The following is an 18386-nucleotide window of genomic DNA, read 5'->3' on the forward strand; positions in this document are numbered from 1 at the left end:
CGTCCGGGACCTTGCCCGTCCGGGCCCGTGCCGCTCCGTTCAGCCCGGTGTGGTCGGCGCCGTCGCCTGGGCGCCGATCCCGAGCGCGAAGGTCCGTACCGGATCGGCGATCACGACCGGTTCGGGAGTCGGCACCGCGAGGATCCGTACCGGATGCGGCGGAGGGGCGGGCGGATCCGCGGCGTGCAGGGAGAACCAGACCACCTTCCCGGCGACGCCGGCCAGGTGCTGGGCGCCCCAGTTCTCACTGACCGCCTCGATGAGCGCGAGGCCGCGCCCGCAGGTGCCCAGCGGATCGGCCGCCGTCAGCACCGGCAGCCGCGGGTCGTTGTCGTGCACCGAGACGGTCAGTCGGCCGAGCCGCAGTTCCATCTCGACGGTGCACGCCTTGTCGGGCTGCGCGTGCCGGTGGACGTTGCTCAGGAGCTCCGTGACACCGAGGACGGCCCTGTCTATGAGCGGGTCTAGCTGCCAGTAGCGCAGTTGCGCGGAGACGATCCTGCGGACCTGGCCGATGCGCGGGGGCAGGGCCTGCAGCTCGACGGTGCAGTGCCTGCGGGAAGGACTGATCACGGCTGCGACTCCCCGACATGAGTGTTACGGGTGGTGCACCCTCTGTGATGCCACACCAGGGTCACCCAGGGACCCTCCCGTCGCAACCCGTCGTGGGTGACGGGATTCCGGTGCCGTCACCGACCGGATTCCCGCACAGTCACCGACCGGGTCCGGGCGCCCCGGCGGACAGGGGTCAGGCGCGGGTCCAAGAGATCCCTATGCAAACCCAAAGTGACTGTTTGCGCAGGTGGGAGAGGTACATTGCGAAGACGGGGCGGGCTGACGACAGAGGAGCAGGACATGAGCGCGACAGGCATCACCGAGGGCATCACGGAGGACGTGGACCGCAGCGACCCGGACTACCGGGCCTGGCTGAAGGAGGCCGTCCGCAAGGTCCAGGCGGACGCCAACCGCTCCGCCGACACCCACCTGCTGCGCTTCCCGCTGCCCGAGGCGTGGGGCATCGACCTGTACCTCAAGGACGAGTCCACGCACCCCACCGGCTCCCTCAAGCACCGGCTGGCGCGCTCGCTGTTCCTGTACGCGCTGTGCAACGGCTGGATCCGGCCGGGCAGACCGGTGGTGGAGGCGTCCTCCGGTTCCACGGCCGTCTCCGAGGCGTATTTCGCCAAGCTGATCGGGGTGCCCTTCGTGGCGGTGGTGCCGCGGACCACCAGCCCCGAGAAGTGCCGGCTGATCGAATTCCACGGCGGTGCCTGCCACTTCGTGGACGACCCGATGAAGGTCTACGAGGAGTCGGCCGCGCTCGCGCAGCGCACCGGCGGCCACTACATGGACCAGTTCACCTACGCCGAGCGGGCCACCGACTGGCGCGGCAACAACAACATCGCCGAGTCGATCTACCAGCAGCTCCGGCTGGAGCGGTACCCGGAACCGGCCTGGATCGTCGCCACGGCCGGCACCGGCGGTACCTCCGCGACCATCGCGCGGTACGTCCACTACATGCAGCTCGACACCCGGGTCTGCGTCCCGGACCCGGAGAACTCCGTGTTCTTCGAGGGCTGGACGACGCACGACCCGGACGTCACCGGCGACTGCGGCTCCCGCATCGAGGGCATCGGCCGGCCCCGGATGGAGCCGAGCTTCGTGCCCGGCGCCATCGACCGGATGATGAAGGTCCCGGACGCCGCGAGCGTGGCCGCCTGCCACGCACTGGAGGCGGCCATCGGCCGCAAGGCCGGCGGCTCGACCGGCACCGGCCTGTGGAGCGCCCTGAAGATCGTCTCCGAGATGGTCGCGGACGGCCGCACCGGCAGCGTGGTCACCCTGCTCTGCGACCCCGGCGAGCGGTACCTGGACAAGTACTACTCGGACGACTGGCTCGCGGCCCAGAACCTGGACATCGCCCCTTACGCCAAGACGATCGAGACCCTCCTGTCGACGGGCGTCTGGCGCGAACCGGGCGCCTGACGCCGTCCAGCCCCGCCCCGCACGAACCACCCCGCCCCGTCCCGGGAATTCGCTCGCCGGGGGCGGGGCGCGCGGGTAGCGTGTGCGCGTTCGTGCAGGCCGGCCAGGTGGGGGCGAGATGGCGCGGGACCGGGACGCCGGGCTGGTCGTACGGGAACTGCGGTACGGCGCACGGGAGATGCGCGAGGCGGCGCGGGCCGGGCGGCGGCCCCGGCCGCAGCGGGTCCGCGTGGTCCGGCAGCCGGCGGAGTCGGCCGACGCGGCGATGGACTGCTACGAGATCACGCTGGAGCGCGCGGCCCGGCAGCGGCTGCGGCTGAGTGCCGGGCAGCTGCGCCGGCTGGTCAACACCCCGTGGGGGCCGCTCCGGATGGCCGGGGCCGATGCCGTGGACGTGCTGCCGGTACGCCATCGCCACGCCGCCGACGACGACCGCACGCCGCTGTCCTACTGGCGGCCCCGCCGCGACTCCTGACCCGCCAGCAGGCCGTCCAGGGTGCGGACCGCCTGCCGGAAGGAGAGGCCCAGACCCGGCTGGGCCGCGGTCAGGGCCAGCCGGAACGGGGCGTTCCCGTCGGCCGCGAAGGTCCAGCGGACCCGGGTGCCGGAGCCGGCCGGTTCCAGTCGCCAGTCCTCCAGCAGGGCCCGTACCCCGGGGGCGTTCGTCTCGTCCACCCGGTAGGCGTACCGCCGCTCCGGATCGGCGGCCATGATCGTCTCCTGGAAGCGGACTCCGCCCCGCAGTCCGATCTCCCGGCCGGAGCCGTCGTGCGTGGGCCGGGCCAGGGCCACCGCGCGGAACCACCGCGGCCAGCCGGCCACGTCCTCCGCCAGCGCCCGGTAGACGTTCCCCGGGGCGGCGCGCGCCGTGGTGGTGAAGGCCATCCTGATCGGGGCGGAGTCGGCGAAGTCGAGCCCGACGGGGCGGAGTGCGCGCGCCATGGGATGCTGCCTCTCGGTCGTCCGGGGGTTCGGGGGGTCCGGAGTGTCGCCGCCGCATCATAGTTGACGTGGTGTCAGATATCTGCGGTGGGAAGGCGGATCGTCCGGAGCGGAGAACGGGCATATCACTGACGTTCCGTCCCGTGAGGAGGGAGCCCCCGACGTGACCGAACCCGCTCCCGGCCCACCCCTTCCCGCCGCCACGTCCCCCGGCACGTCCCCCGGCACCTCCACCCCCACGGCCGCCGCCGCACGTCCGCTCGCCCTCGAACTCCACGTCCACGGCGTCGCCGGCGCCTCCCCGGAGGAACTCCTCGGCGACCCGCACACCGTCCGTGTCACCGGCGACGACACCGCAGCCGTCTTCCGCCGCGCCGAGGACGCCGACGCCGAATCCCACCCCGAGCGGTACGAGGGCCACCCCGTCCCCGAGGCGTACTGCTGGTCCCGGCTCACCTCCGGCAACGGCGCCCGCGCCCTGTGGCTGCTGCTCCTGCCGTTCATGGTGGCCAACCTCGCCCACTGGGCCCGCCCCGCCGGGCCCGCGGACGGCAGGGCCCCGCGCGCGTACGGCGTACTCGTCCGGCTCATCGCCCTCAGCCTGACCGTGCTGCTCGTCGCCGCCGCCTGCGAGGTCGCCCTGGACCTGGCCGCCTGGCAGTGCGCAGGCTCCGCCCACTGCACCGCCGCCCGCTCCCGGCTCGGCCCCCTCTCCGGCCTCCAGCCGGGCCGCCGGCTCGCGCTCGCGGCGCTGGCCCCGGCGTCGCTCACCGGCCTGCTCTGGTTCCTGTCCAACCGCACGTGGAGCGCGTACGAATCCCAGGCCCCGCCCCGGACGGACCCCGGCCACCCCCACCCGGCCCCCGGTGACGGCGCCCCGGTCCTGGGCCGGCCCGGCTTCTGGTACGGCCGCCGGCTCGTGGCCCGGCTCCGCGCCGCGCACACCGCCGCCGGACTGCTCACCGTCGCCGCCGGGGTCACCGTCCCCGCCGCCGGGTACGACCGGCGGACGGCCGACGGCCCACCGGACCTCCTCGGCTGGTGCGCCCAGGCGGCCGTCGCGGCCGGCGCCGCCGTGGTGCTGTGGGTGGTGTGCCGGCGCGGCCGCGCCGAGACCCGGCTCGACCACCGGATCGACCGGGCCGTGGTCACCCTGCTGCCCGGCGGCGCGCTCGCCCTGCTGGCCCTCTGCACCGGCTACGCCTGCTGGTCCCGCCCCGGCTGGACCGCGACCGGACGGCTCCCCAGCGACGCCGCCTTCGGCCTGATCATGCTCGGCCAGGGCTGCTGCGCACTGGCCCTGGTGGCGGTCACCGTGTCCCTGCGCCGCCGGGCGGGGCCGCCGGCCGACCCCCACGCCGTCGACACCCGCACGGCCGCCGTCCGCACGCCCGCCGTCCGCACCGCCGACGCCGTAGCCCCCGGCACGCCGGCGCTCGGGGGACTGGGCGGGCCGGCCGTCGCCCTGCTCGCGTGCGCCCTCGGCGGGGTGATGACCGGCGGGGTCGCCCAGCGCGTCGCCGACTGGCTCGACGGCGGCGCCACCCCGGGCATGGCCGGGGCCCCGCTACCCGGGCCGCCCGTGCTGCTGTCCTGGCAGGCCGCCGTACTGCCGCCGCTCCTGCTCGTCCTCCTCCTGCTCGCCGGATGCTTCGGGGTGCGCGGGGCCCGGCTGCGGCGCCGGATCGCGGCCGGCGTGGCGTCCGAGTACCCCGGCCAGCCCTACGACCGGGACCGCAGCCGCCGTATCGCCGCGGCCCGCGCCACCGCCGGACTCACCGACTCCGCGCCCTGGTTCGTGGCCGCCGTCTCCGGGCTGACCCTGGTCCTGGGAGCCGGCGCGCTGGCCGGCGCCTGGCTCACCGGCAAGGTGCCGGGGGAGGCCGCGCGCGGTACGCACCCGCTGCTGGAGGCCGCCGCGGGCGCAGCCCAGGACGCCGGATCGTGGCTCATCGGCTTCGGCTTCCTGCTCTTCGTCGCCTGGGGCCGGCGCGCCTACCGGGACAGCTCCGCCCGCCGCACCGTCGGCATCCTGTGGGACGTCGGCACCTTCTGGCCGCGTGCCGCCCACCCCTTCGCCCCGCCCTGTTACGCCGAACGGGCCGTCCCCGACCTGACCTGGCGGATCACCGGCTGGACCGCCCGCACCGGCGGCCACCTCGTGCTCTCCGGGCACTCCCAGGGCAGCGTGCTGGCGGCGGCGGCCGTCTGGCAGCTGCCGCCGGACGTCCGCCGCCGCGTCGCGCTGCTCACCCACGGCTCCCCGCTGGCCCGCCTCTACGGGCGCTGGTTCCCGGCGTACTTCGGCCCCGCCGACCTCGCCGCCCTGCACCGGGAGGTGGACTGCTGGCGCAACCTGTGGCGGGCCACCGACCCGATCGGCGGCCCGGTCCTGTCCGGCACCGGGAACCGGGAGCACGGCGAGGGCGAGGGGGAGGGCGAGGGGGACGGGGAGCCGGGCGTCGATCGCGGCCCGCTCGCCGACCCGCTCGCGTACGGGCGTACGGAGCTGCACCCGCTGCCCGCTCCGCTCCTCGGGCACTCCGACTACCCGGCGGACCCCGTCTTCGCCGCCGAACGCGCGGCCCTGCTGAGCCGGCTCGCCGCACGGGAGGCGACGGCGGCGACCACGGCCGCGGGCACGATCGCAGGGCACGGAGCCGGGCACGGTGCGGGGCCCGGAAGGGAGCACGGGGCGGGCGCCCTGCCCGGCCCGCGCCTCAGCGGGAAGCGGGCAGCCCCGGCACCTCGGGCAGTGCCACCACGGCCGCCCGGAGCCCCGGAAGGGCCGGCAGCTCCGGAAGGTCCTCCGGGAACAGCAGGGTGAGCTCCTCCGTGCTCGGCTCACGGTCCACGGACAGCTGTGCGACCCGTCCGGCGTGCCGCTCGACCATCGACTCGAAGGTCTGCCGGGCGGTCCGGCCGTTGCCGAAGGCCGGCCCCTTGGGGAGTTCGGTGAAGTACGCCAGCAGGGCCTCGCCCGTGTCCGCGCCCAGCCGGTACTCGTGTTCCTCGGCCTGCTGCTCGACGATCCGGAGCAGCTCCCCGGGCCCGTAGTCCCCGAAGGTGATCGTCCGGGAGAACCGGGACGCCACCCCGGGGTTGACGGTCAGGAAGCGTTCCATCTCGGCGGTGTACCCGGCGACGATGACGACGACCGCGTCACGGTGGTCCTCCATCAGCTTCACCAGGGTGTCGATGGCCTCCCGGCCGAAGTCCCGGCCCGAGTCCTCGGGGGCGAGCGCGTAGGCCTCGTCGATGAACAGCACGCCGCCGCGGGCCCGTTCGAAGGCCTCCTGGGTGCGGATCGCCGTCGATCCGATGTGCTCTCCGACCAGGTCCACCCGGGACACCTCGACGAGGTGGCCGCGTTCGAGCACCCCTAGGGAGGCGAGGATCTCCCCGTACAGCCGGGCCACGGTGGTCTTGCCGGTGCCGGGGGAGCCGGTGAAGACCAGATGGCGGCGGACCGACGCGGCCTTCAGGCCGGCCTGCTGCCGGCGGCGGCCCACCTCGATCATGTCGGTCAGCGCCCGCACCTCGCGCTTGACGCTGTCCAGGCCCACCAGGGCGTCCAGTTGACCGAGGACCTCGGTGGAGCGGCGAAGGCCGGCGCTCCGGCCGGACGGCTCCTGCCCGCCCGCCGAACCGCCCGCCGCGAGGCCGGCGGGATGGCCGATGCCCTGCCCGATGCCCTGCCCGGTGTGCCGTTCCACGGGCTCTCCCGCGTGCGCCCCGGGCAGGACCGGCACCGCAGCCGTCCGTACATCGGCGGCCGACGGGAACCCCGCAGCCGGTGCCGCGGCCGGTGCCGGATCCGCGACCGGGTCCCGCGGGGAGGGGCGGAGACCGCCCGGCGCGGGCGCGGCGGCGGAGAGCACCGCGGCCCCGGCAGCGGTGGCGCCCGCTCCGGAGAAGCCCAGGACGCCCGCGCGCTGCGGCGGTTCGTCGCTGGTGCAGTCCCGGGCGACCGGCCCGTCCTCCGCGAACTCGTACCCGCCGCGCGCACAACGCTCGGTGTGGCAGCGGGCCAGTTCCGTGCGGCAGCCGTCGATCACGTGGAACCCGAAGCCGCTGCTGCCGGTGACCCGGCAGTCGGTGAAACTCCCCTGGCCGCCGGCCGACACGTAGAACCCGGCCTCCACCGCGGAGCCGACCGTGCAGTGCTCCAGCACCGGGTCCGCGCCCTTGGTGACGATCACGCCGGTCTGCACGGTGTCGACGGTGCAGCCCGACAGGGTCCCGCCGCTGCCGTGGTCGCGGAACCACGCACCGGTCGCCGCCTCCCGGATCCGGCAGTCGTCCAGCCGCGCGGCGGCCCCGTCGCTCACCGAGACGGCGGTCCTCGCGACCCGCTCCAGGTCGCTGTCCACCACGTCGACCCGCGAGCCCCGGTCCAGTACGAACAGCGCGTCCGGCACGTCCCGGACCCGGCAGGAGGCGAGCGAGGCCGTCGCGCCGTCGCTGACCCACACCGCCGGGTAGTCGCCCGTACTGTCGTGGATCTCGCAGGAGTCGGCGTCCACCCGAGTCCCCGGGTCCCACACCGACAGGCCGTTGCGGCCGAACCGGCGCACGCTGGTGCGGCTCAGTGTGAGGACCGAACGGGACCGCAGGTCCACCGCGTTCTCGGGGACGTCGTGGATGTCGCAGCCGGTCAGTACCAGCACCGCGTCGGTGTCCAGGGTGACCCCGTCCGCGGTGGTGCGGTGCACCGTGCAGTCGGTGAGCCGGGCCGCGGCCCGGGCCGCGATCTGCACGCCCGTGCCCCGGATCTCGTACACCTCGCAGTCCAGCGCCTCCAGCGCGGACCCCTCGCCGGTGACGCCGAGGCCGGCGCCGGTGCCGTGGTGGATCCGGCACCGCTCCAGGCGCGGATGCCCGCCGCCCCGGACCAGGACCCCGGTCTGTCCGGAGGCGGCCACCTCGCAGTCCTCGAAGACCCCGCCGCCGCCGTCGAGGACGGCGATACCGGACCCGGCGGGATTCTCCACCGTGCACCGGCGCACCACCGGCCGGGCGCCGCCGCGGACTTCGATGCCGGCCGAGGAGCGGGCGCTCACCCGCAGGTCGCTGATCTCGGGAGCGCCGTCCTCCACGAGCAGCGCGGGCGCCGTCCGGTCCTGGCCCTCCAGGTGCAGGTCCTGGATGACGGCGGAGGCGGCCACGGTGAGCGCCACCCCGTCCGGCGGGGCGATCCGTACGGCACCGGCCGGCGATCCCTCCGGCCCGCGGAGCGTGACGGCATGACGCAGCACCAGGTTCTCCCGGTAGGTGCCGGGAGCGATGGAGAGGACGTCGCCGTCCCCCGCGGCGGCCAGGGCGGCGGCCAGCGTCGGATATTCCCCGGAGCGGCGCCGCCACCGCGAGGACCCGCCGTGCGTCACCTGGACCGTGCCCTGAGCCATGGTGCTGTCGTGCCCCCGCCTTCGTCGCCGTCGACGTCGTGTGTCTTCCGGTGCGTCGGTCCACCGTAGCGCGCGCGGGGCCGGTGGGTTGCCAGGTCCGCCGGGAGGCCCCCGGCCGTGGGTGCGCGGCCGCCGGGCGCGGGAGGACCGGCCGGGGGTCGACCGTCGGCGGTCAACTGCCCGCGCCGGTGCGGCCCCAGTCCGGTCCGACGAGGGCCCAGGCGCGGTCCAGGCGCTGGTACCGGCGGTGCACCAGCCGGCGGAGGACCATCCGCCGGACCGTTTCCACCAGCGCGGCGACGGCGAGCGCGGCCGCGAGTCCGACCAGCCCGGCGTGCAGGGCGGCCGTCGACGGCTCCAGCGGCCGGGCGACCGGCGTGCCCCCGTCGTCGGTCCACATCCGGAACCGGTCGCCGGGGTGCGGCGGTTCCTCGGCGGCCGGTACGGCTCCCTGGTGGGTGCTGCCGTCGGGAGCGGTCCAGGCCGCGAGGATCCTGGTCCGCTGCGGCCCCTGGTGCGGCGACCGCTGATCCCGCACTTGTTGCTCCTGCTCCTGCCGGCCGGGACGGTCGGCGGTCTGCGGCCGGAGCGCCTGGTCCGCCTCCGGTCCGGCCGGCGGTGCGGCCACCGCGCGGACCACCACCGCCGGCACCAGGTGTCGTTCCCGCCGCTGTTCGCGCGCGGCGCGCTGCAGGGTCTCGTCCACGCATCGACCGGAGATCCAGCCGACCGCCGGAGCCAGGGCGAGCAGGCACACCAATGCCGTCAACGCCACCCAGGCCTCGATCAGGTCGGTCCGCCGGCGCAGCGGATTCCTCCGCCACCGCCACACCCCTGTTGCCATCCACACGGTCCGGCACCCCCTCCGCCTCCCTCGGCCCGCGCGCCCGGTCACGGCGGGCAGGCCATCGGCCCAGCCTCCCCCACACGCGGCGAGTGCGCATTCCGGGAGGCGGGAGACGTGCGTCACCCGCACGTCCCGCACGGATCAACGCGGCCCTTGGGCACGGTGGTTCCACAGAGACGGAAGAACAGCCCGAAGGTGGTGTTCCGGTGGCCGGCGGGCGGACCGTTCAGGGCGTCCGTCAGGCGGAGACGCGGACCTCGTCGCCCACCCGGATCGTGCCCGTCCGTACCGGCACCAGCAGCCGGCCGAAGGCCAGGGACCTGCCGATCCGGCGGTGCCGTGCCAGCGTCCGCAGGGGCTCCTTGCCGCGCCGTGCGGTCTGCTGGTCGGTGGTGGTGACGATGCACCGCCCGCACTCCCGGGCCCCGCGGAAGACGGCTTCGCCGATCTCGACCCGCTGCCAGCCGTCCTCGGCCCAGGCGGTCGCCCCGGCCACGACCACGTTGGGGCGGAACCGGTCCATGGGCAGCGGCCCCTCCTCGGCACGGCCGCCCTGCGCGATGAGCTCGTTCAGGGCGTCCAGCGAGGCGAGGGTGGTGAGGAGCAACGGATAGCCGTCGGCCAGGCTGACGGTCTCGCCGGGCAGCGCGTACTCCGGGTCCACCGGACGTCGCACGGCCGGATCGTCCATGTGCACCAGACGGGCGGGCTCGCCGAGCCAAGAGGTGAACCAGGCGTGAGCGGCCTCGTCGGCGAGGACCGTGTCCACCTTCTGACCGAAGAGCGCGACCGGTTCGAGTATGTCCGGTTCGGGTACCTCGACCCTGATGTCGGGCATGCCCGGTGCGGACAGCGAGATCCCGCCGCCCCCCAGCGGACGGGCTCCCGCCAATGCCAGCCTCGGCTGCTGGCGTTGGGTGATGACATGACCCTCGGCGTCGACGACGGCCCACCGTCGGTCCCCGGCGGGCCCCCAGGGCTCCACAGCCACCTCGTCGGGAGCTGTCCCCGCTACCGACTTGACGGGGTGGACATGGAGGGCCTGGACGTACATCTGCGACATGGGTGCATCCTGCCAGCCGCACAGCCGGCGCCCCACCCGGTTCCCCGGGCCCTTGGGCCCGGAGCGGAAGGGGGATGCCGCGCCGGTGCGGTCGTCAGTACCCGCGACCGCCCTGGTACTGGCGGCCGCCGTACGGGTCCTCGAAGGACGGGACCGGCACCTGGATCTGCACCGGAGCCTGCACCGGCCGAGGCGAGGCCGGACGCATCGCCTCGTAACCGCCCGCCCCGACCGGCCGCATGGGCTGCGGCTGGGGCTGGGGCTGCGGATGCGCCTGCGGGTGATGGGTGTAGCCGCGGGCCGGGGCCTGCTGCTGCGGGATGAACGGGGCCGGCGCCTGTTGGAGCGCCATCGGCTGCGGGGCCTGCTGGTACGGGTACCCGTACCCGCCGGTGCCGTGCTGCGCGGGCACCGGCGCCGCCGGCAGGGCGGGCAGCGCGGCCGGCAGCGCGGGCAGGGACGAGGCCAGCGCGGGCAGGTGACTACTCGGCCCGCCGCTCTGATAACCGCTGCTCGGGGCGGGGTCGTAGGCGGCGGGCACGCGGATCGGAGCGATCTGCGGGGTACCCCGTTCAGCTACGAGCGAGTCGTAGATGGGGGTGTCCGGGAAGGAGGGCGCGGAGTAGTAACCGCCGCCATACGTGGAGCGGGGGGAGGTCATGGTGCATAAGTTAAGCCCACGGGTTCACGGGGTCCAGAGCAAGAGCTCCCGAACCCTGCTCTGACCTGCATATTCGCAGGTCAGCGCCACACCATTCACTGGACGTTCACGTGCACGTTTCGTCACTTCCACCCCTGATTGCCACCTCTGGTCCCCATACACGCCCGTGCCCCGGCTTCCGGTTTGACGGTGCGCCAGGTCGGCATGATGCCTGCTCAGAGGTCGGTTGCGGCTCCGGTGCGGACCACGGTCAGGCATCGCTCGGGCGGGCGTAGGTGCGCCCCTTCCACGCCGCCCCGCGGCCCCGGTAGTGCCGCCCCGCCGAGTCCACCGTCATCAGCAGATAGAGGAAGGCGGTGAGGGGGAGCAGCGGAGCCATGACGACGCCGAGCCGGTAGTAGCGGAGCATCGGGACGTACGTCGCGGACATCACCAGCCAGGCGAGCCCGCCGGCCACTGCCGTGACCGGAGAGCCCGCGCCCAGTCCGGCGACGAGGGCGGCGGGCGGGACCAGGTAGACGAGAACGAGTCCGGCCACCGTGCCGATCAGCAGCGTCGGCCGGTGGCGGAGTTGGGCGTAGGCGCTCCGGGACACCATCCGCCAGAGGTCGGCCAGCCGCGGGTAGGGGCGGACGCTCTCCACCCGCTCGGCGAGCCCCAGCCAGATCCGCCCGCCGGACCGCTGCACGGCACGGGCCAGCGACACATCGTCGATGACCGCCTGCCGGACCGACGCCGGCACGCCCGCCCGCACGGCGGCCCCGGTCCGCAGGAGGACGCACCCGCCGGCCGCGGCTGCGGTACGGGCGCCCGACCGGTTCACCCTGCGGAAGGGATAGAGCTGGGCGAAGAAGTAGACGAAGGCGGGTACGACCAGCCGCTCCCAGAACGTGGCGACGCGCAGCCGGGCCATCTGGGAGACCAGGTCCAGACCGTGCGACTGCGCGGCGGCCACCAGGACGCGGAGGCTGTCCGGCTCGTGTGCGATGTCGGCGTCGGTGAGCAGGAGGTACTCGGGCCCGGTCCGCCGCGCGAGCGCGATGCCGTGCTCCAGGGCCCACAGCTTCCCGGTCCAGCCGGCCGGGGGGTCCCCGGGGGAGCTCACCGTGAGCGGCAGGCCGCCGGCGACCCCGTCGGCCAGGCTCCGGGCGACGGCGGCGGTGCCGTCGGTGCTCCCGTCATCGACGAGGAAGACCTCGGCCGCCCCCGGATAGTCCTGACCGAGCAGCGAGGGAAGGCTACGGGGCAGCACCTCGGCCTCGTCCCGGGCGGGAACGACGACGGCAACGGAAGGCCAGGACGAACCGACGGGGCGGGCGTGCGGGGTGGCGGGCAGCCGGACGTCGGTGCGCCAGAACATCCCGTTGCACAACAGAAGCCAGAGCCAGGCGGCGAGCGAGACCAGGGACGCGGCAGTGAGGAGGCCCATCCGGGCAGTTTGCCCGAGGCGCACCCCGGCCCGGGCGCGGACGCGCGGCGGACGGCCGGGGGAGCCGTCCCGAACGGCGGGGCGTCGATTAAAGTGACCGGGTGAAGATCGCGCTCATGGACTCCGGAATCGGCCTTCTGGCGGCGGCGGCCGAGACACGCCGACTGCGCCCCGACGCCGATCTCGTGCTGGCCTCCGACCCCGACGGGATGCCCTGGGGACCGCGCACGCCCGAGGACCTGACCGGGCGCGCCCTACAGGTCGCCCGCGCCGCCGCGGCCCTGGCGCCGGACGCGCTGATCGTCGCCTGCAACACCGCCTCAGTCCACGCGCTCGCCACGCTGCGCGCGGAACTCGAACCGCACATCCCCGTGATCGGGACCGTGCCCGCCATCAAGCCCGCCGCGGCGAGCGGCGCCCGCGTCGCGATCTGGGCCACGCCCGCCACCACGGGCAGCCCCTACCAGACGGGCCTGATCCGCGAATTCGCCGCCGGCGTCCAGGTCACCGAGGTCCCCTGCCCGGGCCTGGCGGACGCCGTGCAGTGGGCGGACGAGGAAGCCATCGCCCGCACGGTCGCCGCCGCCGCCGACCTCACGCCGCCCGACGTCACCGACGTGGTGCTCGGATGCACCCACTACGAGCTGGTCGAGGACGCCGTCCGGGCAGCCCTCGAGGAGCGCACCGGCGGGGCGGAGATCACGTTCCACGGCTCGGCCCGGGCCGTGGCGGTACAGGCACTGCGCCGGGTCGGCGCCGAGCCCGCGGAGAACCTGCCGGCCACCGGACGGCTGACGGTCCTGCTCAGCGGCCGCGAGTCCCAGCTCCCCTCCGAGGCCCTGGCCTACGCGGAAGGCCGCCTGCTGGCGGCCGCGGAGAGCGCCCCGGTCGCCGGCTGAGCCGACCCGGCGGAGCGTCACGGGCGACCGGTGCCCCTGGCGGCCCGCACCCGCCACCGAACCGGAGCGCGTAGCGATCGTGGGCGCTTCTCCCCGGCCCCCGGCGGCCCGCACCCGCCGTCGGGCAGGAGCGCGTAGCGATTTGGTGCGCCCGGACCGGCCCAAATTACGTAGAACTGATCCACTTCACCACTGCCCCCGCCCGGAGGGCGGCTGGCCGAGCGGAGCCACTGCCCGTGCCCGCCAACGCCAGACCACCAGGATCCGAAGACTCCTCCCATGCCATCCCCGGGGGCGGCCCGACAGTCCTTGTCGTTGCGTGACGGTCGTCGGTGTCAAGGGTGGCCCGAAGGGCCATCGGCTTGCCGACGCGACCAACGGGAGCGCCCTTGACGCCGGCGACCGTCACGTAATGACACTGGGACTGACGGGCAGCCCCCGGGCACCCGCTCGCCCCCGCCCAGCCGAACCCGGCTCCGTACACGCCGCCGGGGCCCCTGCGGGGCGATTCCCCCACCCCGCCCCTTCCCGGCAGCACCGATATGCGGCTCCGCCGCAGGGGGGCTCCGCCCCAGCCCAATCCCGGGGCTCCGCTACCCCTACGAGCCACGAGCCCCGAGCCCCGAGCCCCGACCTACGAGCCGTCCGGCGGGAAGATCGCGTCCAGCAGGTCACGAGCAAAGGCGTCCAGGTCGTTCAGACCCGCCGCCGCCAGGGTTTCGGGCGTGCCTGCCAGGAGGTGTGGCAGCACGCCGTGCAGGGCGAGGGTGAGGGTGCGTGTCCGGGCCGGGTCGGACGGCAGGCCCGCCGAGGCCAGCAGGGCCGCGTGCGCGGCGAAGTCGCCCGCGCCGATGACGTCGAGGAGTTGCGCCAGCCAGGGGCGGCGGGTGGCCTCCGTCTGCAGCTCCAGGTAGGCCAGGACGCGAGCCCGGCCCGGGCCGGCCACGTCCCGCAGCAGCCCGGCCAGCAGGGCGGCGAGCCCGGCCCGGTCCGCCGGGCCGGGGCCGGCCATGGCGGAGGCCAGCTCCCGGTACTGCTCCAGGCAGCGCCCGGCGACCGCGCGCAGCAGCGCGTCGCGGGTCGGGAAGTAGTTCTTGGCGGTGCCCGGCGGCACTCCGGCCGCCGCGTCGACCGCGCGATGGGTCAGGCCGCGGCTGCCCGCCTCCGCAAGCACCTCGATGGCCGCGTCCCGCAGGCTGTCTCTCCGCTCAGGATTCACACCGGCAAGTCAATCACACGATTCACCACATCAGTGGTACCCCACCTGTGGTACCACTGATGTGGTGGTCATCGGCCTTTCGGGAGGGAACTCCATGGAACAGGGAAACGCGCTCGTCGTCGGGGCCGGGGTCGGCGGCCTCGCCACCGCCATCGGCCTGCGCCGGGCCGGGTGGGCGGTCCGCGTGCTGGAGCGGCGTACGGAGCCCGAGCAGTACGGCACCGCCTTCGGACTCCACCCCACCGCACAGACCGCCCTCGACCGGCTCGGTCTGGGGGCGGCCGTCACCGCCGGAGCGGTGCCGTACCGAAACGCCCGCATCCGACGCCCCGACGGCACGGTCCTCGCCGCACTCCCGTTGGAGCGCATCGAACGCCGGGCGGGCCGGCCGGAGATCCTCGTGTCCCGCCCCCGGCTGATGGACGTTCTGCTCGACGGGCTGGACGCGTTCGGCGTTTCCGTCGAGTACGGGATGCAGTTCGGCGGGGCGGGTGTGGAGCCCGGCGCAGACCTCGTCGTCGGCGCGGACGGCATCAACAGCGTCGTCCGCGCGGACTCCTTCGGCGGGCGCAGCGCCCCGCGCGAGATCGGTACGGTCGCCTGGATCGGCATCGCCGGCTTCGAAACCGGCGTCTACGGCGAGACCTGGGGCCGCGGCAGGTTCTTCGGCATGACACCGGTCGAGTCGGGACGCACCAACTGGTACGCCACCGTCCCCGAGGCCACCGACGCAGAGGAGCTCCGGGACCACTTCGCCGACTGGCACGACCCGATCCCCAGGATCCTCGCCGAGACCGACCCGTCGACCTGGATCAGGTACCGGATGCGCCACCTGTACCCGGCACTGCCCGCCTTCGTCCACGGCGACCGCACCGCTCTGGTCGGTGACGCCGCGCACGCCATGACCCCGAACCTGGGCCAGGGAGCCTGCACCGCCCTGCTCGATGCCGAGGCGCTGACCCGGGCCGTGGCCGCGCACGGCCGCACCGCCCTGCCCGCCGCACTCGCCGCGTACGACGCCGAACGCCGCCGCAGCGCCCAGCGCGTCGCCTTCGGCTCCCGCACCCTGCACCGCTTCATGACGGCCCGCCGTCCCGCCGTGCGCGACGCGCTGCTCCGCCTGCTCCCGGCGTAACCGCGTCCGCCGACCCGCCACCCAGCGGTTGCCGGCCGGGGCGGATCGGCCGATCGGATGACGGGCGGATCGGCCGATCAGCTGATGGGCGGGTCGGCCGGGCGGGTGGGGAGGGAGGGACGGCGGGGGGACCGGCCGTCGCTCCCGGCCGGGCCACGATGGAGGGCATGAACCCGCACGACCGACTGCTGCTCGACGCCGCCAAGGCCGGGGACACGGCGGCGGTGCGCGCCGCGCTCGTGGCCGGCGCCGCTCCCGATACCCGCGACGAGGACCGCCGTACGCCGCTGCTGCTCGCGGTGCTCGGCGACCACGTGTCCGTGGCCGAGGCCCTGGTCGCCGCCGGCGCCGACCCGAACGCCCCCGACGCCCGCGAGGACAGCCCCTGGCTGGTCACCGGCGTCACCGGCAGCGTGCGCATGATGCGGGTCCTGCTCACGGCAGGGCCCGATCTGACGCAGCGCAACCGGTTCGGCGGGATCTCCCTCATCCCGGCCGCCGAACGCGGACACGTCGGTTACGTGCGGGCCGTGCTGGCGGAGACCGACATCGACGTCGACCACGTCAACCGGCTCGGCTGGACCGCACTGCTGGAGGCGGTCATCCTCGGCGACGGCGACTTCCGCCACGAGGAGGTCGTCCGGCTGCTGCTCGCTGCCGGAGCGGACCCGTGGCTCGCCGACTCCAAGGGCGTGACGGCGCACGAGCACGCGGTGCGGCGCGGTTTCGACGGCCTGGCCCGGCTCCTGCGCGCCGCGCAGCAGGAGTCCGGCGGGTCCGGCGGGTCCGGTCACACCCGTGGGGGCGCGCGGTGACCCGCCGGCCCCACCGGCCCCGCCGGCCCCACCGGACCCGCCGGGCTTCGGTCGGGGCACGCGGGCGGTCGCGCGCGGTGCTCGTCGTCGTTCCCGTCGTCGCCGCACTGCTGGGTGGCTGCAGCCCGGCCCGCACCGGCACCGGTAACGGCACCGGCACCGAGGGCGGTGGCACGCGTGCCACGGCCTCGCCCGCCCCCGCCTCGCCCGCCCCCGCATCGCCCACCCCCGTATCGCCCACCCCCGCCGGAACCCCGTTGTCCGTCGGCCGCCCCACGCCGGAAGGGACCCTCCTGGTCGCCGACTTCGGCGCCGACACCGTCACCTTCGTCGATCCACGGCGCGGCCCGGCCGGCTCCGTCCCCGTCGGCACCGCGCCCTACGGACTGGCCGTCGGCCCGGACGGCCTGGCCTGGGTGGCCACCGCCGAGGGCGTCGCGGTGGTCGACACCCGCACCCGCACCCGGGTGACCCGGATCCCGTACACCACCGGCACCGGCACCGGCACCGGCACCGGCACCGACACCGGCCCGGCCGACACCGGCGAGTACCGGGGCGGCGGCATGGGCATCGCGCTCTCGCCCGACGGCTCGCGCGCGTACGTGGGCGTCAACGTCCCCGGGCGCCGGGGCGTCCTCGAGGTGATCGACACCACCACCCGCAAGGTGACCGCCACCGTGCCCGTGGGTCGGCGCCCCTTCGACGTGGACGTCGCCGTCGACGGCGGTGAGGTGTACGTGACCGGCCACGACTCCTTCGACGTCACGGTGGTCGACGCGGACACCCTCGCGCCGCGCAGCATCGAGGTCGCCCCGTACGGCACCGAGGGCGGACTCGCCTCCTGGCTCAAACCGCACTACGCGGTCGTGCGCCCCCGCGACGGCCGACTGCTGCTGCCGTTCGAAGGGGAGCGGCTCGCCGTGGTGGATCCCCGGAGCGGCAGGATCGACGTGCAGCCGATGACGGCCGACACCCACCAGCACGGCACCGCCCTGACCGCCGACGGCCGTCTGCTGGTCGTCGGCACCGGCGCCGTGGAGGAGGGCAAAGGCCCCTCGCTGACCGTCAGGTCACCCGACGGCACCGAGCGGGTCCACCCGCTGGACGGCCCGCACGAGGACGTGGCCGTGTCCCGCGACGGCCGGACGGCGTACGTCACGGGCGGCTACACCCGCGAGGGCTACTGGAACGGGCTGACCGTCGTCGACCTCGTCGACGGCGGCGGCCGCCGCCTGCCGGCCGGCACCCGCCCGCTGGGCATCGCCGTGCTCTAGTTGCGGTACCAGGGCCTTTCCGGCGGCTCAGGGCCGGGTCCGGCCCCGAGTTTGGCCGGGGTGCATCCGGGCAGACGGCGGTTGTCGGCCCCTGCACCAAGTGGCCGAGAGGCGGTGGCGTGCGTGCGGAAGCTGAGTACGCTGCGAATCATGACGGGTCACCCTGGTCACCCCCCGGGCCCGCTGTGGACCGGCCGTGCGCAGAACCGCGGGCAATGGCTGCTCGCCGGAGTCGGCGTCGCCTGCATCGTCCTCGGCGTGGCACTCGCCGTCGGCTCCTCCTGGGCCACCGGCACCGTGGCCATGGTCATGGCCGTCGTCGGCTGTCTGGCGGTCGGCCTGCTGATCCTCTACGGCACCCTCGCCTTCGTCCACGTCCACGTCACCGTCGACTCCGAAGCGGTGGAGGTGCGCTGCGGGCACATGGGCCTGCCGCGCCGCCGGATCCGGCTCGCCGAGATCAGCGCGGCCGAGTTCGTGCCCAAGGTCACCCCGCAGCAGTGGGGCGGCTGGGGGCTGCGCTGGCGCCCCGAGAAGGGCACCTGCGTGGTGGTCCGCCGGGGCGAGGCGCTGCGGCTCCGGCTGGACGACGGGAAGTTCTTCACCGTGACGGTCGACGACGCGGAGAACGGCGTCCGCGTCATCCGCGCCCACCTCCGCGCCCTCGCGCCGTGACGCGGCACGGGTGACGGCCGCGCCGGGCGCGGC

16 protein-coding genes are annotated in these 18386 nt (G+C 75.1%); 8 read left to right on the forward strand and 8 right to left on the reverse strand.

All coding sequences use genetic code 11. The features are described from left to right. Positions 1-39 precede the first annotated feature (39 nt). Entirely contained in the window at positions 40-573 is a 534-nt protein-coding gene (locus AC067U_RS28935) for an ATP-binding protein (protein ID WP_478832732.1), read from the reverse strand. Positions 574-855: 282 nt separating this feature from the next. Between AC067U_RS28935 and AC067U_RS28940 the strand changes: the two genes are divergently transcribed. Together AC067U_RS28940 and AC067U_RS28945 are read left to right on the forward strand one after the other, a co-directional pair. Beyond that, positions 856-1986: a PLP-dependent cysteine synthase family protein gene (locus tag AC067U_RS28940; protein ID WP_478832733.1), complete on the forward strand. Its 1131-nt coding sequence runs from the start codon at positions 856-858 to the stop codon at positions 1984-1986. Positions 1987-2104: 118 nt separating this feature from the next. After that, positions 2105-2461 (forward strand): hypothetical protein, encoded by a 357-nt coding sequence (locus AC067U_RS28945; protein WP_478832734.1) that lies wholly within the window; start codon positions 2105-2107, stop codon positions 2459-2461. On the opposite strand, the gene AC067U_RS28950 is transcribed toward AC067U_RS28945, so the two are convergent. Continuing rightward, complete coding sequence (locus tag AC067U_RS28950; RefSeq protein WP_478832735.1) at positions 2434-2928, reverse strand: SRPBCC family protein; 495 nt, start codon at positions 2926-2928, stop codon at positions 2434-2436. The two genes, AC067U_RS28945 and AC067U_RS28950, sit on opposite strands and share 28 nt — an antisense overlap. 163 nt (positions 2929-3091) lie before the next feature. On the opposite strand from AC067U_RS28950, the gene AC067U_RS28955 reads away from it, so the two are divergent. Further along, positions 3092-5755 (forward strand): hypothetical protein, encoded by a 2664-nt coding sequence (locus tag AC067U_RS28955; protein WP_478832736.1) that lies wholly within the window; start codon positions 3092-3094, stop codon positions 5753-5755. Here the strand turns inward: AC067U_RS28955 and AC067U_RS28960 are convergent. From AC067U_RS28960 to AC067U_RS28980, 5 genes are all read right to left on the reverse strand, one after another. Further along, a complete protein-coding gene (locus AC067U_RS28960; RefSeq protein ID WP_478832737.1) occupies positions 5649-8336 on the reverse strand; it encodes a right-handed parallel beta-helix repeat-containing protein in 2688 nt (895 codons plus the stop codon). The genes AC067U_RS28955 and AC067U_RS28960 overlap by 107 nt on opposite strands. Positions 8337-8508: 172 nt before the next feature. Beyond that, positions 8509-9180, reverse strand: a complete 672-nt coding sequence (locus AC067U_RS28965; RefSeq protein ID WP_478832838.1) for an Rv1733c family protein — start codon at positions 9178-9180, stop codon at positions 8509-8511. Between the two features lie 241 nt (positions 9181-9421). Beyond that, the gene (locus AC067U_RS28970; protein ID WP_478832738.1) at positions 9422-10246 is read right to left on the reverse strand and encodes an MOSC domain-containing protein; all 825 of its coding nucleotides are present in this window, start codon (positions 10244-10246) and stop codon (positions 9422-9424) included. 94 nt (positions 10247-10340) lie between these two features. Further along, the gene (locus AC067U_RS28975) at positions 10341-10907 is read right to left on the reverse strand and encodes a DUF6643 family protein (RefSeq protein ID WP_478832739.1); all 567 of its coding nucleotides are present in this window, start codon (positions 10905-10907) and stop codon (positions 10341-10343) included. 250 nt (positions 10908-11157) lie between these two features. Then, the gene (locus AC067U_RS28980) at positions 11158-12336 is read right to left on the reverse strand and encodes a glycosyltransferase (RefSeq protein ID WP_478832740.1); all 1179 of its coding nucleotides are present in this window, start codon (positions 12334-12336) and stop codon (positions 11158-11160) included. 101 nt (positions 12337-12437) lie between these two features. Between AC067U_RS28980 and AC067U_RS28985 the strand changes: the two genes are divergently transcribed. Further along, positions 12438-13235, forward strand: a complete 798-nt coding sequence (locus AC067U_RS28985) for a glutamate racemase (RefSeq protein ID WP_478832741.1) — start codon at positions 12438-12440, stop codon at positions 13233-13235. 634 nt (positions 13236-13869) lie between these two features. Here the strand turns inward: AC067U_RS28985 and AC067U_RS28990 are convergent. Further along, a complete protein-coding gene (locus AC067U_RS28990) occupies positions 13870-14454 on the reverse strand; it encodes a TetR/AcrR family transcriptional regulator (protein WP_478832742.1) in 585 nt (194 codons plus the stop codon). A 94-nt stretch (positions 14455-14548) separates the two neighbouring features. On the opposite strand from AC067U_RS28990, the gene AC067U_RS28995 reads away from it, so the two are divergent. The 4 genes from AC067U_RS28995 to AC067U_RS29010 all read left to right on the forward strand — a co-directional run bounded on the left by AC067U_RS28995 (position 14549) and on the right by AC067U_RS29010 (position 18353). Beyond that, the gene (locus AC067U_RS28995; RefSeq protein WP_478832743.1) at positions 14549-15589 is read left to right on the forward strand and encodes an FAD-dependent oxidoreductase; all 1041 of its coding nucleotides are present in this window, start codon (positions 14549-14551) and stop codon (positions 15587-15589) included. A 167-nt stretch (positions 15590-15756) separates the two neighbouring features. Next, positions 15757-16404 carry an ankyrin repeat domain-containing protein gene (locus AC067U_RS29000; RefSeq protein WP_478832744.1) on the forward strand — a complete coding sequence of 216 codons (648 nt, stop codon included), beginning with the start codon at positions 15757-15759 and terminating at the stop codon, positions 16402-16404. 77 nt (positions 16405-16481) lie between these two features. Beyond that, positions 16482-17678 carry a YncE family protein gene (locus AC067U_RS29005; protein ID WP_478832745.1) on the forward strand — a complete coding sequence of 399 codons (1197 nt, stop codon included), beginning with the start codon at positions 16482-16484 and terminating at the stop codon, positions 17676-17678. A gap of 150 nt (positions 17679-17828) precedes the next feature. After that, positions 17829-18353, forward strand: coding sequence for a hypothetical protein (locus AC067U_RS29010; RefSeq protein ID WP_478832746.1), 525 nt, complete (start codon positions 17829-17831; stop codon positions 18351-18353). Positions 18354-18386 lie beyond the last annotated feature (33 nt).

The organism is Streptomyces sp. NPDC043853 (assembly GCF_056436025.1).